Origin of the sequence: Thauera phenylacetica B4P (assembly GCF_000310225.1) — a bacterium.
GTDB classification, from domain to species: domain Bacteria; phylum Pseudomonadota; class Gammaproteobacteria; order Burkholderiales; family Rhodocyclaceae; genus Thauera; species Thauera phenylacetica.
This window is the reverse complement of the sequence record NZ_AMXF01000044.1, coordinates 1-25246: the sequence shown is the minus strand read 5'-3', so window position 1 is coordinate 25246 and position 25246 is coordinate 1. Positions and strand designations below refer to the sequence as shown.

General features: G+C 67.6%; 19 protein-coding genes and 1 pseudogene. 15 read left to right on the top strand and 5 right to left on the bottom strand.

Going from position 1 to position 25246, the window contains the following annotated elements; genetic code table 11:
* The 5 genes from peaA to C667_RS08335 form a co-directional block, all read left to right on the top strand.
* On the top strand, positions 1–1557 hold a 1557-nt coding region (gene peaA / locus C667_RS08355; RefSeq protein ID WP_004360684.1), incomplete at its 5' end, for a quinohemoprotein amine dehydrogenase subunit alpha.
* A gap of 16 nt (positions 1558–1573) precedes the next feature.
* Entirely contained in the window at positions 1574–3007 is a 1434-nt protein-coding gene (gene peaB / locus C667_RS08350) for a quinohemoprotein amine dehydrogenase maturation protein (RefSeq protein ID WP_004360682.1), read from the top strand.
* Positions 3004–3330 (top strand): quinohemoprotein amine dehydrogenase subunit gamma, encoded by a 327-nt coding sequence (gene qhpC, locus C667_RS08345; protein WP_004360680.1) that lies wholly within the window; start codon positions 3004–3006, stop codon positions 3328–3330. Before peaB ends, qhpC begins: the two co-directional genes overlap by 4 nt.
* 15 nt (positions 3331–3345) lie before the next feature.
* Entirely contained in the window at positions 3346–4476 is a 1131-nt protein-coding gene (gene peaD / locus C667_RS08340) for a quinohemoprotein amine dehydrogenase subunit beta (protein WP_245538449.1), read from the top strand.
* Positions 4477–4609: 133 nt separating this feature from the next.
* Positions 4610–5644, top strand: coding sequence for a M12 family metallopeptidase (locus tag C667_RS08335; protein ID WP_004360676.1), 1035 nt, complete (start codon positions 4610–4612; stop codon positions 5642–5644).
* A 47-nt stretch (positions 5645–5691) separates the two neighbouring features.
* Here C667_RS08335 and C667_RS08330 read toward each other — a convergent pair whose 3' ends face one another.
* Positions 5692–6168, bottom strand: coding sequence for a MarR family winged helix-turn-helix transcriptional regulator (locus tag C667_RS08330; protein WP_004360673.1), 477 nt, complete (start codon positions 6166–6168; stop codon positions 5692–5694).
* A gap of 455 nt (positions 6169–6623) precedes the next feature.
* Between C667_RS08330 and C667_RS08325 the strand changes: the two genes are divergently transcribed.
* Both C667_RS08325 and C667_RS08320 read left to right on the top strand, forming a co-directional pair.
* Positions 6624–7439, top strand: a complete 816-nt coding sequence (locus tag C667_RS08325) for a molybdenum cofactor biosynthesis F family protein (protein WP_039921046.1) — start codon at positions 6624–6626, stop codon at positions 7437–7439.
* Between the two features lie 83 nt (positions 7440–7522).
* A complete protein-coding gene (locus C667_RS08320) occupies positions 7523–8926 on the top strand; it encodes an APC family permease (RefSeq protein WP_004360669.1) in 1404 nt (467 codons plus the stop codon).
* A 19-nt stretch (positions 8927–8945) separates the two neighbouring features.
* On the opposite strand, the gene C667_RS08315 is transcribed toward C667_RS08320, so the two are convergent.
* Both C667_RS08315 and C667_RS08310 read right to left on the bottom strand, forming a co-directional pair.
* The gene (locus C667_RS08315) at positions 8946–9659 is read right to left on the bottom strand and encodes a response regulator transcription factor (RefSeq protein WP_004360667.1); all 714 of its coding nucleotides are present in this window, start codon (positions 9657–9659) and stop codon (positions 8946–8948) included.
* 368 nt (positions 9660–10027) lie between these two features.
* Positions 10028–11730, bottom strand: a pseudogene (locus tag C667_RS08310) (IS1634 family transposase).
* A 244-nt stretch (positions 11731–11974) separates the two neighbouring features.
* Between C667_RS08310 and C667_RS08305 the strand changes: the two are divergent.
* From C667_RS08305 to C667_RS08270, 8 genes are all read left to right on the top strand, one after another.
* Positions 11975–12934: a helix-turn-helix domain-containing protein gene (locus C667_RS08305; protein WP_004360665.1), complete on the top strand. Its 960-nt coding sequence runs from the start codon at positions 11975–11977 to the stop codon at positions 12932–12934.
* Between the two features lie 165 nt (positions 12935–13099).
* Complete coding sequence (locus C667_RS08300) at positions 13100–14542, top strand: flavin monoamine oxidase family protein (RefSeq protein ID WP_004360663.1); 1443 nt, start codon at positions 13100–13102, stop codon at positions 14540–14542.
* 11 nt (positions 14543–14553) lie between these two features.
* Positions 14554–14931: a c-type cytochrome gene (locus C667_RS08295; protein ID WP_245538448.1), complete on the top strand. Its 378-nt coding sequence runs from the start codon at positions 14554–14556 to the stop codon at positions 14929–14931.
* A 56-nt stretch (positions 14932–14987) separates the two neighbouring features.
* Positions 14988–15455, top strand: coding sequence for a nuclear transport factor 2 family protein (locus tag C667_RS08290; protein ID WP_157302254.1), 468 nt, complete (start codon positions 14988–14990; stop codon positions 15453–15455).
* Positions 15456–15680: 225 nt separating this feature from the next.
* Positions 15681–17048: a DUF1329 domain-containing protein gene (locus tag C667_RS08285; RefSeq protein ID WP_004360657.1), complete on the top strand. Its 1368-nt coding sequence runs from the start codon at positions 15681–15683 to the stop codon at positions 17046–17048.
* A gap of 92 nt (positions 17049–17140) precedes the next feature.
* Entirely contained in the window at positions 17141–18868 is a 1728-nt protein-coding gene (locus C667_RS08280; protein WP_004360654.1) for a DUF1302 domain-containing protein, read from the top strand.
* An 87-nt stretch (positions 18869–18955) separates the two neighbouring features.
* Positions 18956–21349 (top strand): efflux RND transporter permease subunit, encoded by a 2394-nt coding sequence (locus C667_RS08275; protein ID WP_004360652.1) that lies wholly within the window; start codon positions 18956–18958, stop codon positions 21347–21349.
* A 13-nt stretch (positions 21350–21362) separates the two neighbouring features.
* Positions 21363–22415 (top strand): WD40/YVTN/BNR-like repeat-containing protein, encoded by a 1053-nt coding sequence (locus tag C667_RS08270; protein WP_004360650.1) that lies wholly within the window; start codon positions 21363–21365, stop codon positions 22413–22415.
* A 665-nt stretch (positions 22416–23080) separates the two neighbouring features.
* On the opposite strand, the gene C667_RS08265 is transcribed toward C667_RS08270, so the two are convergent.
* Complete coding sequence (locus C667_RS08265; RefSeq protein ID WP_004360649.1) at positions 23081–23488, bottom strand: thioesterase family protein; 408 nt, start codon at positions 23486–23488, stop codon at positions 23081–23083.
* 89 nt (positions 23489–23577) lie between these two features.
* Positions 23578–25246 (bottom strand): CoA-binding protein (locus tag C667_RS08260; protein WP_004360647.1); only part of this gene is annotated, 1669 nt, incomplete at its 5' end.

The following is a 25246-nucleotide window of genomic DNA, read 5'->3' as shown; positions in this document are numbered from 1 at the left end:
GCGGGGCTGCTCGCCCTGGTGGCCGCGGTCGGCGCGCCGCAGCGGGCGGAGGCGGCGGACGGCGCGGCGCTGCTGGCCGCCAACTGCCTGTCCTGCCACAGCGCGCAGGGCGGCAGCATTTCGCGCGTCGAGGGCCAGCGCAAGAGCCCCGAGGGCTGGCAGATGACGATCACGCGGATGCAGGAGCAGCACGGCGCCAGGATCCCGCCCGAGGACAAGCGCCGCCTGATCAAGTACCTGGCCGACACGCGCGGGCTGGCGCCGGCCGAGACCGCGGGCTGGCGCTACCTGCTCGAGCACGACAACAACCGCGTCGAGGCCGTCGACGAGCGCTACCGCGACCTGTGCGCGCGCTGCCACTCCGGCGCCCGCTTCGCGCTGCAGCGGCGCAGCGAGGATGAGTGGAAGCTGCTGATGCACACGCACATCGGCCTCAACCCGACGCTCGAGTTCCACTCGCTGGCGCGCGACCGGCAGTGGTTCCAGCTCGCGGTGAACGAGATCGCCCCCGCGCTGGCGAAAGACTTCGCGCTCGATGCGCGCGCCTGGAAGGCATGGCAGGCCGCGCCGCGGGTCGCGCTCGGCGGCAGCTGGCGGATCACCGGCTACCTGCCCGGCAAGGGCGCGTTCGAAGGGCGCATGCGCGCGACCGCGGCGGGCGAGGACCGCTTCGAGCTCGCGATCGAGGGCCGCTACGCCGACGGCGCGCCGCTCTCGGGTCGCGGCGTGGCCACCGTCTATACCGGCTACGAATGGCGCGGCAGCGTCGACATCGACGGCATCGCGCTGCGCCAGGTGATGGCCGCCGACGCGCGCGGCGAGCGCATGCAGGGGCGCCAGCACTTCGCCGATTCGCGCCGCATGGGCGGCGAGCTGAGCGCGCTGCGCGAGGGCGCTGCGCCGCTGGTGATGGCGGTGATGCCCGCGCAGCTGCGCCGCGGCGAGACGGCCGAGCTGGCCGTGGTCGGCAGCGGCCTGTCGGGTGCGGTGTCGCTCGGCAAGGGGGTGCGTGTGCTCGAGGTGGTCTCGCGCAGCGCCGACCGGGTGGTCGTGCGTGCACGCGCCGAAGGCCGCGACGGGTTGAACGACGTGGCGGTCGGCACGGCGCGCGGCAAGGGCCTGCTCGCGGTGTACGATCGTGTCGCGCGCGTCGAGGTCGAGCCGGCCAATGCGATCGCGCGCGTGGGCGGGCCGGGCGACGCGCAGATGGAGAAGGTGGGCGTCGCCTACCGCGCCGTCGGCTGGGCGGCCGGTCGTGACGGCAAGGCCGGCACTGCCGACGACCTGCGCCTCGGTTACCTCCCCGCACGCTGGTCGATCGAAGCGGCCGACGAGGAGGCCGAGAAGGCGCACGATGCGGATTTCGTCGGTCATATCGGTGCCGACGGCGTGTTCGTCCCGGGCGACGCGGGACCGAATCCTGCGCGGCCGAAGTCCCTCGGCAACACCGGCCGGGTGAATGTGGTCGCCACGGTCGGGGGGGCGGGCGCGACGGTCGAGGGACGCGGCAAGCTCGACGTCGCCGTGCCCGACTTCGTGCACCGTGCGCTCGATTGAATGCGGGGCAAATCCGATGACGACGCTGACCCTGATCCGGCCCAACCTGCACCGCGTCGACAGCGCGGGCCGGCAGATGCTGTTCCATGTGCCGAGCAGCAGCCTGTTCGAACTCGACGGCGCCGCGCGCGACGTGCTCGCGCTGTTCGACGAGTACGCCACGCTCGAGGCCGCGAGCCTCGTCGAGCGCCTCGGCGGTCGCCACGACGCGCTCGCCGTGCGCGAGACCGTGGACGAGCTGCGCCAGCTCCAGGTGCTGGCCGAGGAGGGCGAGGACGGCCGCATCAACCCGCCTGTGGGCGAGGTGACGCGCTTTCCGCTCGACACCCTGGTGCTCAACGTCAATACGGGCTGCAACCTGAGCTGCACCTATTGCTACAAGGAAGACCTCAGCTCGCCGGCGAAGGGCCTGCGCATGAGCCTGGAGACCGCGACCAAGGCGATCGAGATGATGCTCGCCGAGTCGCCGGGCAAGCCGAAATACACCATCGTCTTCTTCGGCGGCGAGCCCCTGTCGAACATGGGGCTGATCCGCACGGTGGTCGACTTCGCCGAGCGCCGCTTCGCCGAGGCCGGCGCGCGCGTGGATTTCACCCTCACCACCAACGCCACCCTGCTCAGCGCCGAGATCATCGACTGGCTGGACGCGCACCGGGTGGGCGTCACCGTGTCGATGGACGGGCCGCCCGCGGTGCATGACCGCAACCGGCGCACCTTCGGCGGCGACGGCACCTACGACGTGGTGCGGCGCAAGGTCGACCTGCTGCTGGCGCGCTATCGCGCGCGCCCGGTCGGCTGCCGCGTCACCCTCACCCGCGGCATCACCGGCGTGGTGCCGATCTTCGAGCACCTGCACCACGAGGTCGGGTTCGACGAGGTGGGCTTCGGCCCGGTGACCTCGGGCGACATCCAGGCCTTCAACCTCGACGGCGAGGAGCTCGCCGAGGTGTTCGACGGCCTGAAGGCGCTCGGGCGGCGCTATCTCGACGCGGCGCTGCGCAATCGCAGCCTCGGCTTCGGTAACCTGCACCAGCTGCTGACCGACCTGCATGAGGGTAACAAGAAGATGCTGCCCTGTGGTGCGGGGGTCGGGCTGCTCGCGGTCGACGGCAAGGGCGGGCTCAACCTCTGCCACCGCTTCACCGGCTCCGCGCTGCCCACCTTCGGCGATGTCGACGCCGGCATCGACCGCGCCCGCCTCGGCGCCTTCCTCGGGCGCCGCCTCGACCGCAGCGGCACCGGCTGCGCGACCTGCCGCATCCGCAACCTCTGCTCCGGCGGCTGCTACCACGAGAGCTACGCGAAGTACGGCGACGCCGCCGCGCCTTCCTACCACTACTGCGAGCTGCTGCGCGACTGGATCGACTTCGGCATCGAGACCTACGCGCGCATCGTCACCGAGAATCCCGGCTTTTTCGCCGCACACGTTTCCCCGCGGAGGACCGCATGAAGCACCTGAAGTCGCTCAACAAGAAGGCGCAGCGCCTGGACGCCGCGCAGGGCAAGCCCGAGGCGATCGAGGAGGTCGTTGCCATGCAGACGGTGGTCGGCTGCACCGCGACCACCGACCCGGGCTGGGAGATCGACGCCTTCGGCGGCGCCACCTCGCTGTGCCAGCCGATGGAGGCCGACCTCTACGGCTGCGCCGACTCGTGCTGGTGGCCGGCGCAGGTGCCCGACACCATGAGCCACTACCCCGACTGGGGCGACGGCAAGGCCGATGCGACCAGGGACTGGCGCAAGCTGGACGGTATCTTCGAGGACAAGATCTGAATGGGAGCGATCCTCATGAGCCTCATCCCCAAACTGCGCGGCCTGCGTGTGGCCGGCGTGCTCGCCGCCGCGGCGCTGGCGACCGCGTGCGCGACCCCGGCGCAGAAATCCGCGACGGCCGACACCGAGTACCTGCTCACGGTCTCCCGCCCCGGCCTGCTCCACGTCATCGACATGAAGACCGACCGCATCGCGCGCAGCTGCGAGCTCCCCGGCAAGTTCGGCTCGGGCGCGCTGGTGCCGGCACCCGACGGTCGCCACGCCTTCGTGCTCGGCAACCTGTGGGAGGACGTCTACGGCTTCGAGCTCGACACCTGCAAGCTGGTGTTCTCCGCCCGGCAGTCGGAAGGCGATGTCACCGTCAAGACCGTGCAGTCGCTCGCGGTGAGCGCCGACGGCAGCGAGCTCTACACCGTGCAGAACCCGGTGCGCCGCGGTGCCGACCGCTTCGAGGTGCTGCAGCCGCGGCTCGCGGTGTATCGCATCGCCGACGGGCTGGATGCCAAGCCGGTGCGCAGCTTCCCGGTCAAGCGCCGCATCACCAAGATCGCCGCCACCGCGGGCGGTGAGGTCATCCTGGGCGGTGCCGACGTGGAAGCGATCGACGTGCGCAGTGGCGCCGTGCGCACGGTCTCGGCGCTGGCGAGCTGGGAGCGCGGTCCGGGCTGGCTGACGCCGGACGCGTTCGCGATGCACTCGCAGGGCGAGCACCTGAACGAGTACGTGATGCCCTATGTGACCGCGAAGTTCGCCGACGACAAGCAGGACATGGCGAGCGCCGAGTGGTGGTGGGGCATGAGCCGGGTGGACCTGGCCACCGGCAAGGCCGAGACGCGCGAGATCTTTCCCTTCGAGTTCGTGATCTTCTCGCTGGTGGCCGACCCGCGCGATCGCAACATCCTGTACGGCGCCTTCAATACGCTGTCCAAGCACGACATCGCGAAGCGCGAGACGCTGAAGGTGGTGGAGCTGGACCACACCTACTACAGCCTGCAACTGTCGCGCGACGCCTCGCGTGTCTACGTGGGCGGGGCCGGCAGCACGATCAGCATCCACGACAGCGGGACGCTGGAGAAGATCGGCATGATCCAGCTCCCTGGCGACATGTCTACCGCGGACGTGCGCGTGGCCTGGCGGCGCCCCTAGCGACACCCGGTTCGGCTGGCGCCTGGCGCAGCTCCGTACTATATGTTCAGCAGGAGCCGGCCGCTGCGGCGGCCGGATTGCGTGAACGCTGCCCGCTGTGACGGGCTGCGGCTACATCTGGGAGGACTCCGCCATGACCCGAACGCCCAAGGTGTGTTTCGACCGCGTGCTGCCTCGTGACCTGATGCGCTTCCAGACCACCGTGCCCGATCGGCCGGGCCAGGCGCGCGGGCTATCGCCGATCGGCAAGACCTGGATCAACGGTTCCACCCTGCATGTGCGCTTCATGGGCGGGACCGCGCAGCAGAAGAAGAAGGTGCAGGAGCAGGCCGCCTGGTGGACCGCCCACGCCAACCTGCAGTTCGTGTTCGACGACGCTCCCGCGGCCGAGATCCGTATCAGCTTCGACGACAACGACGGGGCGTGGAGCTACATCGGCACCGACGCGAAGAGCATCCCGGTCAACGAGCCGACCATGAACCTCGGCTTCCTCGATGGTGGCACCGCCGCCCACGAGTTCGGCCATGCGATCGGGCTGGCGCACGAGCACCAGAACCCCGCCGGCGGCATCCAGTGGAACGAGCAGGCGGTGATCCGCGCGATGGCGGGGCCGCCCAACTACTGGAACGAGAGCCAGACCCGGCACAACATCCTGCGCAAGTACGCCGCCAACCAGGTCAATGGCACCGACTTCGACCCCAAGTCGGTGATGCTGTATTTCTTCCCCGCCGAATGGACCGTCAACGGCGTGGCGACCTCGCGCAACGAGGTGCTGTCCGAGCTCGACAAGCAGTTCATCGCCGGCGCGAAGATGTATCCGCGCGCCAAGCCCGGGGTGACGGGCGAGGTGACCGAACTCAAGGTCAATGCCCGCAGGCGCACCGCCGCCAGCATCGGCAAGTTCGGCGAGGAGGACGTGTTCCGCTTCCGGGTGACGCAGCCCGGGCGCTACATCGTCGATACGCGCGGCCCGACCGATGTGTATATGAAGCTCTTCGGCCCCGATTCGCCGACCGCGCTGATCGCCGAGGACGACGACTCCGGCCTGGGCAGCAATGCGCGCATCGCGACGGATCTGGTCGAAGGCGACTACTTCGTGCAGGTGCGCCACTGGAATCGGGCCAGCGGGGTCGGGGACTACACCGTGTCGGTGCGCAAGGCGCGCTGAGCCCTGGACCCGCTGAGCCGTGGGCCCGTATTCCCCAGCCGTACGTCTCAGCCGGCCGCCAACACCAGGCGGCCGAGCAGCTTCTGCAGCTGCGCGCGCTCTGCAGGATCGAGGTTCCGTAGCACACGTTCCTCGTGGGCGCGGACCTGCGGGATCAGGCTGTCGAGGATGCGACGACCCTCGGTCGTCAGGTGCAGCGCGTTGGCGCGCCGGTTTTCCGGAGCACGCACGCGCTCGACCAACCCACGCGCCTCGAGCTTGTCGAGCACCGATACCACGCTCGAGCGGTCGAGCTGGATCGCGTCGGCAAGCTGGGTTTGCTTCATGCCCGGGTTGGCGTCGATCAGTACCAGCGCGCCGAACAGCGTGGGGGTGATCTCGGGTTCGTCCACGCTCGTGCAGAAGTCGCGGAAGATGCCGATCTGCGCGATGCGCAGGCGGTAGCCGATCAGCTCGGGAAGCATGCCGAAGGTGATGCTCTCCGCAGAGGTCGGCACAGTCAGGTTATCGTTGCCAGCACCCATCGGTTGCTCGAGTCCGGTTAAACGGGTCCCGGATTGTAGCAGGCCGACCCGCACAGGCGGACGAGCTCAGCGCCAACGGTCGCAGGGCAATGGCGTGACCTCCTTGCGCCGGCGCGCTCCGGGCAGGTTCGGCACGAATCGGGCACTCGGGATGTGCTTTCACTGCCGTGTCTATTCACTTCCGCCCTCCGGCTGTTCGGTCGCGCATACTCGATTGCCCAGCTGGGCAATCGGGAGTTATGACGCGTTACGTGCGTGCGCGGGTCATTTCCTGGCCTCGGATTCCGCATGCGGGCTTGATGTTTCGCCCGGCCACTCGTCGGGCACCCGGTCTTGCTTCCCCATTCGGTTGCGTCGTTGGACGGCCTCATACTTTCGGTTGATGGACATGAATTCGCGGTGTTGGATAATCAAATCCACGCCTGCTGGTCAGCCGCTATCTGGAGAAACAGAAAATGAATCAGGATTGGATTCCCGTCGGTGCCCTTGGTGATGCCTTTGCCCCCGATAACAACTGCCTTCCGCCGGTTGATGATCTCGCGGATACGAGTTTGACGCTCCATTTCGAGAATGGGTGGGTTATCCGTCACCACTTCATCACGGATCGCGAGTTGTCGTGGGAGATTCTGAAAGGCGACGCGGCGCTCATGTCGGACACGGAGAGCTACGTCGCAACGCGGCCGCGTGCCGGCATCTATTTCGTGGACTTCGTGAAGCGTTCGGAGCGCGCGACCAGTGTCAGCCTGGTATTGATGATCGAGAGTGGTGTATTTCTTGCGGCCATTGGTCAACTGCCAAGCAGGGAAGATGCGTCGCTATCGTTGCTTGATCGGATCGACGCGAGACTCGAATTGACAGCAGTAAGGGCTGATTTCATTCGTGGCACGATAGATTCAGAGATCTCTCCCGATCGGTCGTTTCCAGCTTCGACCAAGGACCTTGTGGGTAAGCGAGTTGAATACCGCTACAGTGCGACGGAACTCTATGAGCATCTCTACCTGAATGAAAAATTCTATTCATGGCATTGCCTGGAGGGCTCGGAGGTGGGGCTTTGCGATACGGATGCATGCCATTTCTTCAAGTTGAGCGAGGGACTCTACTTGTTTGTCTGGAGAGAGAAGGTTGTGCCCACGCTTGGCATCATTTGCATCGATCTTGTCGCCATGAAAACGACTGGAAAAATATTCGGCTACGAGTCGAATGAATGCCGTGCAACGCGCAACTTCTCGGTCGGAGCCTACGTTCGAAACGTGCATGTCGCGGTTCGGTAAGGGAGACGGCACGGTTCATCGTCGGGCGAGGTAGAGAGCGGTCGAGATCCATGCGGCAAGCGTGCAAGAATGAGGGACGTGCGATGAACGAGATGCCGGCTGTCGATGCGAGGGAAACACCGCAGTTACCCAGAGTGCTGGGGCTGCACACCTTGGTTGCCCTGATCGTTGGCATAGCCGTGTCCCAAGTCGGGCTTGTCGGCGTTCTGCAGGGGGTCGGCCTCATCGGGGGCGAATCGCTCCTGATCATCGTCGGTGCCTTCGTTACCGCTGTCATCCTGGCGATCACCTACGCCGCCTCCTTCTCCGAGCTTTCGCTCATGATGCCGTCCTCGGGCGGGCTGAGCAGATACACGGAGATCGCCATGGGCCACTTCCCCGCATTGCTCGCCACGTTTTCCGGCTACGTGGTGGTGAACATGTTCGGCTTGTCCGCGGAGTTGCTTCTGTTCGACAACATCGTTCGCGAGGTCTTCGACCTGGACATACCTCGTAGCGTAGTTGCGCTGATGCTCCTTGGTGCCTTGGCCGTTCTGAACATACGTGGTACCGATGTCTTTGCCGTCCTGCAGAACTCGTCCACGGCGATCAAGGTCGCCATCATGATTGCGAGTGGAGTCGCGGTGATCTGGGTCCAGCCAGGGTTCTGGGCGACGGCTCATCAAAAGGGTGTCGAAGCCGGCGCATTTCCGGGAGACATCTTCCCGACTGGCGTCGCGCTCTTCTTCTGGTGCTTCGTCGCCGCGGAGTTCGTGTGTCCGATGATGAAGGAAACGAAGGCCCCGGAGCGGAACATTCCGCGATCGATGGTCGTTGGCATCATCATGCTTGCGGGGCTCTACGGGTGCTACGCGTTCGGTGCTGTGCATTTCCTGAGCAGGGCGACGCTTGTCGATAGCCCATTTCCGCATCTGGAGTATGCGAAGGCCGTGTTCGGGCGCGCCGGCTCGATGGTCTTGATGGTTTTTGCGACTGCGGCGACTATCGGTCTGATCAATGGTGTTCTGGCCGGCGTGTCGCGAATGCTCTACGGCATGGCGCATGACGGCCAAGCGTTTCGGATTCTGGGTAAGTTGCATCCGACGTATGGCACCCCTTGGGTCGCCATAATCTTCATGGCCTTGATTTGTGGGGCACCTCTTGTCCTGCTGGGAGACGAGCCGACCACGATCATGACTCTGGTTGTATCGGCGTCGACCTCATGGCTCTTGGCATATATCGTCGCACATCTGGACGTGATCATTCTCCGCATCCGATACCCGATGGCAGCCAGGCCGTTCCGCACACCATTCTTTCCCGTGCTTCCGATGCTTGGAATTGGCGGGATGGGCTACGTCATCATTCACAACCCGGCTAGCGTTCTGATCATGACTGGTCTTGTTCTCGGGGTTGTCGGTTTGATGAGCGCGATATGGGTTCGACTGGTGATGAAACGACGGCTTCTGGCACCCGAGCCGTGGTCGGGGCACGTAGGCGAACAGGAATAGGGTCCGCCTGTCGGGCTGGCTAGCGAAGAAGTCTAGCAATCAGTTCGGTTCGACTATGGACGTTCGTCTTGCGAAAGACGTTAAATAGATGGCTCTTTACAGTGGGCAGGGATATTGAAAGCTCGCGGCATATCTGCTTGTTGCTCAGTCCCATCAATACAAGTTGCATCAGAGTGGCCTCTCGTGGAGTGATTGCCGGGAATCTTTCACAAATGAAGTCGACCCCGGTTAGCCGGGTGGGCAATAGTCTCGAAAGCATGAAGTCGCCGAGACCCCGCAAAGCGTCGGCTTGCCTCTGTTCGAGCGCTGAGAACTCTGGCGCGCGATGGTGGCGGATCAATGAAATGCCCACGCAAATGCCGGATTCCGAACGCAGAATCATCTCGAGGGCATCGACGATGCGATGCGGCTGCATAAAGCCCTGTCTGTATGCCAGATGGTCGGGAGAATGTGTCGAAAGCTCGTCGTGCAGGCAGGCGACGAAGCGCTGCCGAGCAATGCAGTGCATTGGAGAGAGCGGGTCGAGGTGGGCGAAGTTGGCCTCGTAATCTGCGCGCTCGGCGCCGTTCGTGTTGCATATGAGGAAATGCTTGATCCTCAGTTCCGGGCCGATGACATAGCTTACCCATCCCGTGTTGGAAATGATGGTTCCGGCGCAGGTCGCGAAATGATCGGCGAACCGAGACAGCATTCTTTCGCCGGTGTCTTCCTCTTCGCGTTTGCTCTCGACCATGGTGCGTTCCATTGAGGTACGTCGGCTCGAATGGTGGAACTGCGGTGCTTGTCAGAACTCCGACCAGATATCAGGTCGCCGGGTGCTTATCCCTGATGTGCAGGATACCTTGGTAGTCATGCGGGAAGCGTGCTCGGCGTCAGCACTGCCTCCGGTTTCGCGCAAGCAGTCTATTGACGTACTCTGGAAGCCGAATCGAGGAGTCGTCGTCCGAGGGACGCCGCCTGGCCCGAGCGTGCCCGGGGCCCGAGATCCCTCCCATCCACCTGTGCTTTGCCCACTTCGGATGTGTCTGCGCGTGTCTCCCGAGTTCGACAGTTACGCTCGCAAGTGCTTGTTTTTGCTAGAGCGCACTTTCAAAAATGCCACTACAACAGCGCCAACTGCTCCGGCGCCGCTGGCTTTTCGATTCCTAATGCATGAAGCACCTCGTTTTGCTCCGTGCTGGGCGTCGACACCCCCGCGACCGGCTCGCCGCCGTTCAGGCGCACCCGGTGATGCTGGATGCGCTGCAACTGCTCGAGCGCACGCTCGGGGGTGTAACCCGCGTCAGCGGCCTTGAGTCGGCTGCGCATCACCCGGTGCAGGATCAGCGCCATGAAGCAGATCGACGCGTGCGCGCGGATTCGCTCGGGCAGGCGGTGATACACCGGGCCGATCTCGATCTCGGACTTGAGCACCTTGAAGCCGCGCTCGATGTCGGCGAGCGACTTGTAGCGCTGAATCACGCTCTGCGCGGACAGACCCTCGGCGTTGGTCACCAGCAGCAGCTTGCCGTCCATCATTTCGGCAAGACGCTTCGCCTTCTCGTCGATGTGGTAGCTGAAGAGCTCCTCGCCCAGATCCACCTTGATGATGCGCGACAGGTGCGCTTCGCTGACCGCATGGTAGAGGCGCGCCTTGGCGCCGCTGTCCGAGAGCTTGCGCCCCCGGTGCTTCACACCTTCGTCTTGTTCGGTGAGCTTGCCGCTCCATTGGTCTGCCTGGCGGATCAGTGCGTCGATGCGTTCGTTGCGTTGTTCGGTCTTCGTGGCGGCCGTCACCGGGTCGTGCGCGACCACCAGCCGCAGGTCGTTCCAGGCCTGCTCCGAGATCACTTCCTGGGTGGCGGTGGCGCACTGCTGTTCGTGGAAGGGTTCGAGCAGGTCGATGAATTCGTTGTAGCGCCGGCCCGGCACCGCGACGATGAACTCGAGCGGCTTGCCGCTGGCCAGGCGCACGGCCTTCAGCGCCTCCAGATTGTCCAGGCTGAGCAGTCCCCGGTCAGCCACCAGCACCAGGCGCTGCACCGACGGGAAGCGCTCGAGCACCTTGGAGAGTGTGGGCAGCAAGGTACGCGTCTCGGCCGTGTTGCCGTCGAACACCTCGTGGTAGATCGGTAGCCCCTCGGCGGTCTGCACCACGCCGAGCATGAACTGGCGGGCGATCAGTCCCTCCTTGGCCATGCCGTACTGGCGCACGTCGCCAGCCTGCTGGCTAAGCCCCTCGCTGCGGATCGTGGTGAGGTCGTAGAAGACCACCGACAGATCCTGGTCGATCAGCGGGCGCAGCAGCCCGGCGACCACGGCATCGACCTCGTCCTGGTGATCCATCAGCGCATCGAGGCTGCGCAGCAACTGCTGGTGCGTGACCGCCTTCGGCCCGAAGTCGGGCAGCGCCACGGTCTGTACCCAGCGCAGCACGCCGAGCTTGGATTCGGGGTCGCACAGGCGGTTGAGCACCATCAGCCGGATCAACGCTTCCACGTCCGTGGTGCGGCGCGTGCGCCGGAACACCCGGCGCAGCCCCGAGACGCCGAGCGACTTCCACAGCTCGGTCAGCGCCCATACGTTACCGAGCGCGCGCGCGCGGACTCGAACGACACCGTGGGCGCCGGCGGTTTGGCGCCCATCGGCGCGCGGCCAGTGATCTTCAGCAGACCGTTGATCACCGCGTCGAGCGACCCATCGACCTGCTCGGCGCGGCCGAGCGTGGCGACGGTGCGCTTCTTTACCCGCCCAGCCTCGTCGCCGTAGGATTCGACGAGCCGGACGTAGCGGCGACCGCCGGAGGTGGTGAGCTTGACGTGCATGATGCCGCCACTTTAACCACCTACAAGTTCGCGTCAAGCTTGAGGTTGTCTGTTACAAACGTGCCACCACAGCGCTTTTGCAATTGCGGCCGTCAAACCCGCGCCGGCGCTGGAGGCACTTTCCGAAAAGGGGCGAAAATTGCGGTTAAGTGTCGAACCCCGGGTGTCTATCCATTCGTCGCCACCGCGTTGCCTTGCTGATGTGTCTGTTGCGGCCCTTGCGCTGCCTGGCGGCCGAGCGTCGATGCGCGTGGCCGATGCAAGCGAGTTCGGGAAGCGGCTGATGGCGTGGGACGCGGTGTACGAGCAACTCGCACCGGGCTGCTTCGAGGGCGGGGTGGAGGAGTTGTGGATCGACGACGGCCTCGAGATCCTGTGGGAAACGGGCAATCGTTCGGTGTGGACCGCAGGCAGCAATCGGGCGGGCATGGTGTCGCTCGGCATTCCGGTGGCGGGCGGCGGATCCGGCATGTATTGCGGCGTTCCCCTGCACGGCGGGGCGGTGTCGTGGCTCCCGGGTGGCGGGGATTTCGAGATCTTCTCCCGTGAGCGCATGGATATCGTATCGGCGACAGTGTCCGAGACCCTGCTGCGCGGATTTGCCGGCACCGACTCGCCGCGGACGACGGAGGCGCAGTTGCGACGCCCGTTCATCCGGCAGCAGCCGGGGCGAGCCGAGATGCTGCGCCGGGCGCTGCTCGAGATCGTCGCCGCGGTCCGCGGCCAGCCCGAATTGCTGGAGATCCCTGCGAGCAGGGCGGCGATGCGCGACTGCGTCTTGTCCTTGATGCTCGACACGCTGAATCCGGCCTCGGGGCGGCCGACTCCGGACCTGCGTCCGAGCGTGAAGGCATGGATCGTGCGCAAGGTGCGCGAGGGGGCGCTCGCAAGTCCGAGCGACCCGTTCCATGTTGCCGACGTCTGCCGCAGCCTGGGTGTGTCGCGGCGCTCGCTGCAGTACGCATTCGAGGACCTCACCGGGATGGGGGCGGTGCAGTTTCTGCGCAATGTGCGGCTGAACGCGGTGCGGCGGGAACTCCATATCCCCGTCGGCTGCCCCGAGGAACCCATCGCCGCGATCGCGGCGCGTTGGGGCTTCTGGCACATGCCGCGGTTCGCGGGGTATTACCGGGCCCTGTTCGGCGAACTGCCCTCGGAGACGCGTCGACGCCAAGGCCTGAGCACGCAGCACGGCCTCGGCTGAGTGTTTGCTGCGCTGCATCGGCGTTTCCTTGCCGATTGCGGATACCGTCCGGTGCATCGGTCTTCCTAATCTCCACATCACGACTCGGCCAGGTGGTGCGAGCGCGATACGCCGCGGGCCCTCGCTCCCGAGTACGGACAGCGGCGACGGAGGAGATCGGAGACGATGGAAGACAAGACCTGTGCGGCGTCGGCCGCGGGCGCCGACGGCAGTGCACGTCGGCGCTTCCTGAAGCTGGCATCGACGGCTGCGGCCGCTTCGGTGTTGCCGGCGGGCGCCGGCGCCGCAGCGCCCGCGAAGCCCGGCTACGACGTGGTGGTGGTGGGCGGCGGCTTCGCCGGGGTCACCGCCGCGCGCGAGCTCGCCCATCGCGGCGCCAGAGTGCTGCTGCTCGAGGCGCGTAATCGTCTCGGCGGGCGCACCTTCTACTCGAAGTTCGGCGAACGCAAGGTGGAACTGGGTGGCACCTGGATCCACTACACCCAGCCTCACGTGTGGGCCGAGGTCATGCGCTACGGCATGGAGATCGCCGAGACGCCGGGCGTGGCCCACCCCGACCGCGTGCTGTGGATGTCGGAGGGCAAGGTGCTGGAGATCCCGGTGATGGAGAACTGGGCGCTGCTCGAGGATGCGCTGAAGCGCTTCCATGCGGAGGCGGGCGAGGTCTTCGAGCGACCGTTCATGGCGGGCCTGTCGGCCGCCGGGCGCAAGCTCGATCATCTCTCGATCGCCGACCGCATGGCGGCAATGGAGATGAGTCCGGCGCAGCGCGACCTGATGAACGCGATGATGGCCACCAACTGCCATGGCCCGATCGCGACCGGCGCCTACACCGAGATGTTGCGCTGGTGGTCGCTGGTCGATGGCGATGCGGCGCGGCTGCTCTACAGCTGCGCGCGCTACAAGCTCAAGGACGGCACCGCGGCGCTGATCGAGCGCATGGCCGAGGACGGCGGCTTCGACGTGCGCCTGTCGACCGCGGTGGCGGAGCTGAGCCAGGACGCCGCGGGCGTGAGCCTGGTGACCGAAGCGGACGAGCGCATCTCCGCCCGCTACGCCGTCGTTGCGGTGCCGGTGAACACGGCCGGCCAGATCGAGTTCTCGCCGCCGCTGCGGCCCGGCAAGACTGCGATGGCGAAGGAGCACCATGCGGGCAAGGGGCACAAGCTCTACCTGAAGGTAAAGGGGCGGCTGGAGACGCTGATCTTCTTCGCGCCCGAGACCGAGCTGTTCACGATGGTCTTCACCGACCAGCCGGGCGAGGACGGTGGCGTGCTGGTCGCCTTCGGACCGCCGCTCGACGGCAAGGTCGATCTCAACGATCCGAAGGCGGTCGAGCCCTTCGTGCGCCGCTTCCTGCCCCACCTCTCGGTCGAGCAGGTGCTGGGCTACGACTGGGGGCTGGATCCGTATTCCCGCGGCACCTGGTGCACGCTGCGTCCCGGGCAGTTCGGCAAGCACCTGGAGGACCTGCGTGCCCGCGAGGGCCGGGTGTTCTTCGCCGGGGCGGACATCGCCACCGGCTGGCGCGGCTTCATCGACGGCGCGATCGAGTCCGGCCTGCAGGTCGGGCAGGCGGTGGCGGCCGAGCTGCGGGGGCGGGCGTGATGGCGGCCGGCATGACGAGCAGCGCCTTCCCGCTGCGGGCCGTGGTCGCGATGCTGAGCGCGCTCGCCCACTCCCCGTCGGCGCTTGCCGCCGACCGCGGCGAGTCCGCCTTCGTCCAGTGCGCCGCCTGCCACCCCGCCGCTGCAGGGCAGCCCCACGGCGTGGGCCCCAATCTGCACGGCCGCTTCGGGCAGCCGATCGCGGGCACTCCGGGCTTCGTCTTTTCGCGCGCACTACGGAAGCTTCAGGGGGTGTGGTCGGAGGCGGAGCTGGACCGTTGGCTCGCCGATCCGCAGACCTACGCGCCCGGGACCAAGATGGCCTATGCAGGCCTGAAGGACCCGGCCCAGCGCCGGGCGGTGATCGAGTACCTGAAGACGCTGCGCTGATGAAGGCGGGCAGTGTTCCGGACATGAACGGCCCGCGCGGGCCAGGGAGGATTCGAATGAATGGGATGAAGCCTTGGACAAGCATGGCACTTGGCGGACTGGCGCTCGCGATCTCCGCGAGCGGGGGCGCCGCGGGACCGGATCAGGCGTTCGACGACCTGCTCGCGGCGCGCTATCGCGCGGTGGAGGCGGCGATCGAGGCACGAGATGGCGCGGCATGGTTCGAGGCCCTGTACGACGATTCGATCGTGCTGGCAGGCGAGGGCAGCCCCGCCACGGTGCGCGGGCGGCAGGCGCTGCTGCCGGTGATCGACGAGATCGTCCGCACCACCCGAAGCTGCACCCTGGTTCCGGACGCGGCACGCGACCGCTCGGAGGGCCTCGCCTATTCGTTCGTGACCTATCGGTGCTCGCCGGTCGACGCGTCGGCGTCGGACTACCAGGTGCGCGCGCTCTTCGTCTGGAGGGAGGGCCCGAAGGGTTGGCGGGTGGTCGCCGAGACCTATGTGATGGGCGCGATGTAGTTGCTTTGGGCGCCCCCTCGGCCCGCCGGGCCGAGGGGGGGCTACAACTGCGCACAAATCGGCACATTTCGCGGAAATGCGGTTTACACCGCGTCGCTATGCTCCAGACACCATAGGCCTGCAAGGCTGGCGGGAAGGCGGGCCGGGTTGGCCGCTGCGCAGCGGCGGCGTCCTCGCGGATCGCCTGCCGGTGCGGACAAAATCAGAAATGTGGAGGAGACACTCATGAGGTTCTGCAAGCTGACTGCGCTCGCCTGCGCCCTGCTGGCCAGCCACACCGCCCTGGCTGCCGACGCGGCTAGCCTGGGCACCACGCTGACCCCGCTCGGTGGCGAACGCGCGGGCAACGCCGACGGCAGCATCCCCGCCTGGACGGACGGCGGGGCGCTCGAGCCGGGCTGGAGCTACGGCAAGCCGCGCGCCGACTACTTCAAGCACAAGGGCGACAAGCCGCTGTTCACGATCGACGCCGCCAATGTGGATCAATACGCCGGCAAGCTCACCGAGGGCCAGGTCGCGGTGATCAAGGCGTTCAAGAACTACAAGCTCGAGGTGTACCCGAGCCGCCGCTACTGTTCTGCGCCCGACTTCGTGCAGGCCAACACCAAGGCCAACGTGGGCACGGCGAAGATCGGTGCCGACGGCTGGAGCCTGGCCGAGGCCACCGTGCCGGGCATCCCCTTCCCGCTGCCGCAGAGCGGGATCGAGGTGCTGTGGAACGCCAAGATGAAGTACGCCGGCGTCGCCCTCGACATGAAGGCGCTGTGGGTGATGCTGTCGCCGCGCAGCGGCGGCAGCGACTGGATCGAGGCCGGCTCCACGCAGACCTACTACTACCCCTGGGGCAAGAAGGGCTCGTTCAAGCTGAGCGAGCTGCCGCCGGTGGAATACCACACCTACTTCAACTACACCTCGCCGACCGCGCTCGCCGGCCAGGCGCTGGTGATCACCTCCTACCTGAACAAGACCAGCGACACCTTCTACTACTTCCCCGGCCAGCGCCGCGTACGCCGCATGCCGAGCTACTCCTACGACGCCCCGCAGGTCGGCTTCGAGAACCAGTACACCCTCGACGAGCCGCGCGTGTTCAACGGCACGCCGGACCGCTTCGACTGGAAGCTGGTGGGCAAGAAGGAGATGTTCATCGGCTACGGCAGCTTCGGCATGTACGACCCGAATGCCGACCGCCGCAAGGTGGTGACCCCCGACGGCGTCGATCCCAAGTCCACCCGCTACGAGCTGCACCGGGTGTGGGTCGTCGAGGCCACCGCCAAGGACGGCGTGCGCCACGTCGCACCCAAGCGCCGCTTCTACTTCGACGAGGACTCCTGGGCGCTGATGGGCGCCGAGGACTACGACGCCCAGGGCAAGCTGTGGAAGGTGCGCGAGAGCTTCCTGATCCCGGTGGCCGAGACCGGCGCCTGCGACAACCCGGCCTTCGTGCAGTACGACCTCGTCTCCGGCCGCGTGCTCTACGACCAGGCCGGCATGGGCGCCGGCAAGGACATGGTGTGGGCGGTGGAGGCCGATGAGCCGAAGTACAAGGACGCCTTCTACACCCCGGATAACCTGCGCGCGATCAGCGACCGCTGAGCCCGCTCCTTCCTCTTTCTTCCCGACCATCACCCGGGCGTGCACGCCGGGCCGGCCTCCGGCCCGGGCGGGGCGTCCTGCGGAGAACGATCATGACGACTCACCTGAAGAAACTGGCGCTGGGGCTGGCGGTGGCCGGCCTGTGCGCACCGGCGGCGCACGCCTTCCAGTTCGAGGCCGGCTCGGTGCGCGGTTCGCTCGATTCCACGCTGACCGCGGGCTTCGGCCAGCGCGTGGAGGGCCGCGAGTGCAGCCACCACGGCGACGTTTCCACGGCCTGCGGGACCGATGCCAATACCGCGGTGTGGGCCAACGGCGACGACGGCAACCTCAACTACGACAAGGGCGACCTCTTCACCACCCACCTCAAGGGCTCGCACGAGCTGCTGCTGAGCTTCCCCGACGAGTGGAAGTTCATGGGCCGGGTGGGCTGGCTGTACGACTTCGTCGCCGACGACACCGCACGCACCCCGCTCGATGGTGACGCCAAGCAGGCGGTCGGCCAGTACGTGCGCCTGTACGACCTGTGGGTGAGCAAGGAATTCGACATCGGCGAGCGCCGCGGCCGCATGCGCTTCGGCAACCAGGTGGTGAGCTGGGGCGAGAGCCTGTTCATGATCGGCGGCATCAACTCCAACGTGGCGATGGACCTGCAGCGCCTGTCCTCGCCCGGCGTGCAGCTGAAGGAGGCCTTCCTGCCCTCGCCGGCGCTGTCGGTCGCCGCCAACCTCGGCAGCGGGCTCAACGTCGAGGCCTATTACCAGTTCCAGTGGAAGCCCTACAGCTTTCCGCCGGCGGGGACCTACTTCTCGATGGCGGACACGTTCGACAAGGGGCGGGACAACCTGCTCTATTTCGCTCCGGACCCGGCGAGCCAGATCCTCGCCGCAGGCGGTCGGGTGACGCCGGCGACGCTGGCGGCGAAACGCGCCGAGATGATCGACGGCGGCACCGCCTTTCCGGTTCTGGAGGATGACGAGCCCGGTGATTCCGGCCAGTTTGGCGTCTCGCTGAAATACCGCCCCGAGGGCTGGGACGTCGATCTCGGCCTCTACTACCAGCGCTTCCACGACAAGACGCCCAACGTGCAGTACTGGAGCCAGGGGGTTACCGGGACGCGCATGTACTTCGAGGCGGATCGCGAGCTCTACGGCATCAGCGCCAACACCTCGGTGGGCAACTGGGCGGTGGGCGCCGAGTTGTCGTATCGGCCGGAGGATGCGGTTTCGCTCGGGGCCTGCCAGGACATCGGCTTCGGGTCACCCGACCAGTGCGACGGCTCGATCGACGAGGAGCGCTACCAGTTCCACCTCACCGGCATCCTCAGCCTGACGCCCGGCGACCACGGCTGGTTCCTCGACCTGATGGGCGCGCAGACCGGCACCTTCCTCGGCGAGGCGGTGGCGATCGCCTACCCGGGGGTGAGCAAGGACAAGGCCTACGTGCGCACCCGCAACGGCGTGACCTACCAGCAACTCCCCGCCGCCGGCGCGTGGACGCACGACAGCGGCGTCGGTGACAAGCTGTCCTGGGGCTACATGTTCGACTTCAGCCTGACCTACGACAGCACGCTGATCCCGGGCTGGCAGGTGATCCCGGGCGTGTTCTTCTCGCACGCGGTCAATGGCAACACGCCCAACTTCATGGCCAACTGGATGGAGGGGGCGAAGTCGGCCAACTTCTACGTGCTGTTCAACCGCAACCCGATGACCTGGCAGGCCGGCATCAACTACACCCGGTTCTGGGGCGGCGACTACAGCTTCAGCGCGCCCTACAAGGACCGCGACTTCGTAGGCGGCTTCATCTCGCGCAACTTCTGACGCGCAGCCCCGGGGGCGGCGACCGTCGCCCCCGGCCCACTGCCCCCGGCCCGCCGCCTCCCCAACCCCGACCGCCAGCGCCCGCCCATGCTCAATCCCTTCAGCGTCAGCGAGGTCGACACCTTCCTGACCCGCTACCTGCGCCTGCTCGAGGCGGTGTGCTTCCGCTTCCGGGGCACCATCCTGGTCGTGCTCATGTTGTTTACCGGGCTGATGGGCTACTACGCCCTGCAGCTGCGCATGGACGCCGGCTTCGAGAAGCAGATGCCGATCGGTCACGAGTACATCCAGACCTTCGACAAGTATCGCGACGACGTGCTCGGCGCCAACCGCCTGAACTTCGTCGTCAAGGCACGCAGCGGCGACATCTGGACGCAGGCCGGGCTGGAGCGCCTGTACGAGGTCACCCAGGCGGTCAGCTTCCTGCCCAATGTCGACCGCCTCGGCGTGCAGTCGCTGTGGACGCCCAACTCCTTCGTGAACGAGATCACCGAGGACGGCTTTCGCGCCGATCCGCTGATCTCGGGCACCATCATGCCGCGCGACCTCACGCCCGAGGTCATCGCCGGCATCCAGCGCGCGGCCAGCCAGGGCGGCTTCATCGGCACCCTGGTGGCGCGCGACCAGACCAGCGCGATGATCGTCGCCGAGCTGCACGAGCGCGACCGCGAGGGCAAGGCGCTCGACTATGTCGCCTACAACCGCATCCTCGAGGCGCTGCGCGCGAAGTTCGAGGACGCGCAGTTCGAGGTGCAGATCATCGGCTTCGCCAAGCAGATCGGCGACATCGCCGACGGCGCCTCGGCGGTGCTCGAGTTCTGCGCGATCGCGCTGCTGCTGACCGCGCTCGCGGTGTATTGGTACTGCCACTCGGCGCGCTTCACCCTGCTGCCGATCGTGTGCTCGCTGACCTCGCTAGTGTGGCAGTTCGGTACCCTCAAGCTGCTCGGCTACGGGCTCGACCCGCTCGCCGTGCTGGTGCCCTTCCTGGTGTTCGCGATCGGCGTCTCGCACGGCGTGCAGCAGATCAACTTCATCGTGCGCGAGCTCTCCCACGGCAAGTCGAGCGACGAGGCCGCGCGCGCCAGCTTCACCGGCCTGCTGATCCCCGGCACGCTGGCGCTGGTCACCGCCTTCGTGTCCTTCATCACGCTGATCCTGATCCCGATCCCGATGGTGCGCGAGCTCGCGATCACCGCCTCGCTCGGCGTCGGCTACAAGATCGTCACCAACCTGGTGATGCTGCCGCTGGCGGCCTCGCTGTTTAGCTTCACCAAGGAATACGCCGACAAGGCCGTGCTCAAGCGCGAGAAGCGCTCGGCCTGGCTGCGCACGCTGGCGCGCGTGGCCGAGCCGCGCAACGCGGCGATCGTGATCGCGCTGACGCTGGCGGTGTTCGCGGTGGCGGTGTGGCAGAGCCACGACCGCGTCATCGGCACGGTGCAGCCGGGCGCGCCCGAGCTGCGCGCGGAGGCGCGCTTCAACCGCGACGCGGTGTCGATCGCCAGCAGCTACGACACCGGCCTCGACTGGCTCACGGTCATCTTCGAGGCGCCGCCCGACGCCTGCGACGACGTCGCGGTGGGGCGCTACCAGGACCGCTTCGTCGCCGAGATGCAGTACGTGCCCGGCGTGCTGTCGGCGCTGTCCTTCTCCGGCCAGCTGCGCACCTACAACGAGGGCTACAACGAGGGCAACCCGAAGATGTCGGTGGTGCCCGGCGACCCCGGCAACTACGCCGCGCTCGCCACCGAGATCGGGCGCGTGCGCGGCTTCATGAACAAGGACTGCAGCATGACCGCGGTGCACCTGTTCCTGTCCGACCACAAGGCGACCACGATCAACCGCGTGATCGACGCGGTGAAGGCCTTCCGCGAGCGCGATCGCGAGCCCGGGCTGGCGATCCGGCTGGCCTCGGGCAACGCCGGCGTGCAGGCGGCGGTGAACGAGGAGGTGCACAAGTCCGAGCTGCCGATGATGCTGTATGTATACGCGGCGATCATGGTGCTGGTGGCGCTGATGTACCGCGACTTCCGCGCCGTGATCGCGTGCTGCCTGCCGCTGACCGTGGGCACCTTCATCGGCTACTGGTTCATGAAGGAGCTCGAGATCGGCCTCACCGTGGCGACCCTGCCGGTGATGGTGCTCGCCGTCGGCATCGGCGTCGATTACGCCTACTACATCTACAACCGCCTGCAACTGCACCTCGCCAACGGGGAGAACATCGTCAAGGCGCTCGAGCACTCCATCCTCGAGGTCGGCACCGCCACCATCTTCACCGCGATCACGCTCGCGGCGGGCGTGGCGACCTGGATGTTCTCGGAGCTCAAGTTCCAGGCCGACATGGGCAAGCTGCTCGCCTTCATGTTCATGGTGAACATGGTGATGGCGATGACCGCGCTGCCGGCCTTCGCGGTGTGGATGGAGCGCCTTTTCCCGCGCAAGGGCCCGGTGCGCGCGCCGGGCATCCTGGCGCATTGAGTGCGGAGTGGAAATGATCCCTTTGTCGACGCCGCGCCGCCTGCGCGCGCTGCTTTCCGCGACCTGCATCGCGACCTGCTTTTCGCCCTTCTTTTCCTCGACGCTCTCCGCGACAGTCTCCGCGAGCCTCGTGCTTGCGGCTGGCGCTGCGCGCGCCCAGGGCGCGGCGACCGATCCCGCCGCCTTCGTGCCGCGGTCCGCGGTGCGCTCGCCCTTCGCCGAGCGCAGCATGATCCTCGACGCGACCCGCGCGGGCACCCGCCTGGTCGCGGTGGGGGAGCGCGGGGTGGTGCTGCTCTCCGACGACGAGGGCGCGCACTGGCGCCAGGCCGGCACGGTGCCGGTCGACGCGACCCTGACCGCGGTGAGCTTCGCCGACGCGCGCCAGGGCTGGGCGGTGGGGCATCTCGGAGTAATCCTGCACAGCGCCGACGGCGGCGAGACCTGGAGCGTGCAGCGCATCGACCCCATCGAGGACCGGCCGCTGTTCGCGGTCGCGTTCACCGACGCACGCAACGGGGTCGCGGTCGGGCTGTGGTCGCTCATGCTGCGCACGCGCGACGGCGGCCGGACCTGGGAAGAGGCGGAACTGCCGCCACCCCCGGGCGACACGCGCGCCGACGCCAACCTGATGAGCGTGTTCGGCGATGCGCAGGGTCGGCTCTTCATCGCCGGCGAGCGCGGCCTGGTGTTGCGCTCGCTCGACGGGGGCGACAGCTGGAGCTATCACCCGACCGGGTATCGCGGGACCTTCTGGAGCGGCACGGCGCTCGCCGACGGCACGCTGATCGTCGGCGGCCTGCGCGGCAGCGTCTATCGCAGCACCGACGGCGCCGGCAGCTGGCAGCGCGTCGACACCGGCTCGCAGAGCTCGGTGACGGATCTCATCGCCTTCGATGGTCGCGTGCACGCGGTCGGTCTCGACGGCGTCAGCCTGGACAGTCGCGACGGGGGCGCGAGCTTCGAGCTCGCGCGGCGGGCGGATCGCCTGTCGCTGACCGCCGCGGTGGCGACCGCCAACGGCGGCGTGGTGCGCTTTTCCCGCGCCGGCCTGGTGCGCGACTGACACCTACGCTCCCGCCGCGCACCCCGCGCCGGTTCATGCAGGAGCGCCGGCAGGCGCGAATGCCGCGTGTCGATCCGCGACATCGCCCGTCGCCACCCCACCGCCCATTCGCGGCTGCCGCCGCTCCTACAGGGGCCCGCAAGTCGTGACGGTTCATGTAGGAGCGCCGGCAGGCGCGAATGCAGCGTGTCGAACCGCGAGATCGCCCGTCGTCCCCTCACCGCCCATTCGCGGCTGCCGCCGCTCCACAGGGGGCCCGAAGCCGCGATGGTTCATGTAGGAGCGCCGGCAGGCGCGAATGCAGCGTGTCGATCCGCGACATCGCCTGTCGCCACCGCACCGCCCATTCGCGGCTGCCGCCGCTCCTACATTGGAAGGAGCCGCGCCGGTTTCTGTAGGAGCGCCGGCAGGCGCGAATGCAGCGTGTCGATCCGCGACATCGCCTGTCGCCCCCGCACCGCCCATTCGCGGCTGCCGCCGCTCCTACATCGGAAGGAGCCGCGCCCGTTTTCTGTAGGAGCGCCGGCAGGCGCGAATGCGGCGTGTCGAACCGCGAGATCGCCCGTCGCCACCGCACCGCCCATTCGCGGCTGCCGCCGCTCCTACATCGGAAGGAGCCGCGCCGGTTTCTGTAGGAGCGCCGGCAGGCGCGAATGCGGCTTCGCTCAGGCCGCCTGTGCCTTGGCGAGCTTGCCGAGCAGGCGCTGGCGGGTCTTGTCGACGCCGACCACGAAGCGGTTGTGGCGGCCGCGGGCGACCTCCTCGAGGGCGTCGCGCGCGCTGAACTCGAACACCACCGCCGGGCCGGCGACCTCGACCAGCTTCACGGTGATCTCGATCCACATGCCGAGCAGGGTGGCGCCGACGTGGTCGAGCTCGACGCGGGTGCCGACCGAGTCCTTGCCTTCGCCGATGTGCTCGAGCAGCAGGTCGCGGCAGCACACCTCGATGTCGTAGAGCAGCGCGGGGGTGGAATAGACGCGGCACTCGTCGCCCATGAAGGCGATCGTGCGCGCGGTGTCGATATCGTACTTGCGGGTGAGGCTGAGGCCGGCTTGAAGGGTTTCGCTCATCGTCTTTCTCCGTTTCAGGGGGTGTGTTGGTGGGTTGAAGGGCTGGGTGGAAGGCTTGGCTCGAAGGCGGGGGGCATGCGGTCGCGCGCTCAACCGCGCCCGAAATGCCTGCGCAGGCGCTCGGCCTCGAGGCGCGCCTCGACGTGGCAGACCAGCGCGCGGGTGCCGCGCGCGACGTTGCGGAACACGCACACACCATGGTCCATCAGGCCGGCGGCCATGGCGTCGTAGAGGCGGCCGGCGTCGACCACCGCGACGATCGGCTTGTCGGTGCGCGCCACCAGCGGCGGCAGCGTGTGCACCGTGCTCTCGGGGTCGGCGAGGTCGTAGCCGGGGCGCAGGCGGCTCTGTTCGAGCGCGCGCACCATGGGGGCGGTGGGGTCGAGGCCGACCACGACCGCGTCGACCCCGGGGTCGTCCGCCATCGCCGCGGTGATGCGCACGTGGGCGTCGTCGTCGGCGCCCGGGTTCATGTCGAGCGGGTTGCGCACCTCGACGAGGGCGGCGAGCTTCTTCTCGGCCAGCACCGCCTCGATGCGGGCGATGGTGTCGGCCGAGAGCGTGGCCATGCGCATCGCGAAGGTCTCGCCGACGCTGGCGTCCGCGGCGCTGACCGCTTCGAAGCCGGCGCCGCTGGCAGCGGCGAGGCGGTCGCCGCCGATGCGCTTGGCGTGCAGGGTGCCGGCCATGTAGAAGAGATCGTCGAAGAGCTCGACGTCGTCGGTGACGGTGGCGCCGGCCTGGGCGAGCACCGAGGCGAACAGCACCGGCTCGCCGGCGATCGAGGCGGTGTGGCCCATCACGCCGGCCTGGCCGGCTTCGCTGCGGCCGGACTTGTACACCACGACCTGCTTGCCGGCGAGCACCGCGCGCCGCACCGCGCGTGCGAAGGCCAGGCCGTCGAGGTCGCGGAAGCCCTCGACGTAGATGCCGATGCTGTCGACGTCGTCGCGGGTGGCGAACCAGGACAGCAGGTCGCCGTGGGTGAGGTCGGTCTGGTTGCCCATCGCGATCATGTAGCGCGGGTCGAGCCAGGGGTTGTGCGAGAGCCGGGTGATCATGAAGGCGCCGCTCTGGCTCAGCATGACCGCGCGGCGTTCGGGTGCCTTCGGCGGCTTGGGCAGGCGCTCGAGCGGGATGAACCAGGAGTCGTAGCGTCCTGGATGCGAGACCACGCCCAGGCAGTTGGCGCCGAGGAAGATCGGCCCGCCGTCGCCGTGCGCGTGCGCCGCGTTGATGCGCGCCGCCAGCGCGGCGGCCGGCTCGCGGCTCTTCGCGGTCTCGCCGAGGCCGCCCGGGATCAGCATGACGGCCTCGACGGTGGAGGCCGCGATGATCTCGTCGACCAGCGGATAGACCGCGTCGGCGGCGACCGCGACGATCAGCAGGTCGAGCTTGCCCTCGATCGCGGCGAGGTTCTCGATGCAGGCGACGCCGTCGATCTCGCCGCCGCCGGGGCGGATCACGCACAGGCGCTCGGGCGGGCAGCCGCTGCCGAGCAGGTTGCGCAGGATGATGCGGCCGAAGTTCATGCCGCTCGCCGAGGCGCCGACGATGCCGATGCGCTCGGGGTGGAGCAGGCGGTCGATCTTGTGGAGCGGGCGCGCCACGCGCAGCAGCGGGGGGGCACCGACGCTGCAGCGCGCGGCGAGGACCTGCACCGCCTCGCCGTCGCAGGCGCAGTCGAGCACGAGCTCGTGCAGGGCGACCTGCGCGCCCGGGGCGTCGGGCAGGCCGCCCGCGGCCAGTTGCAGCGCG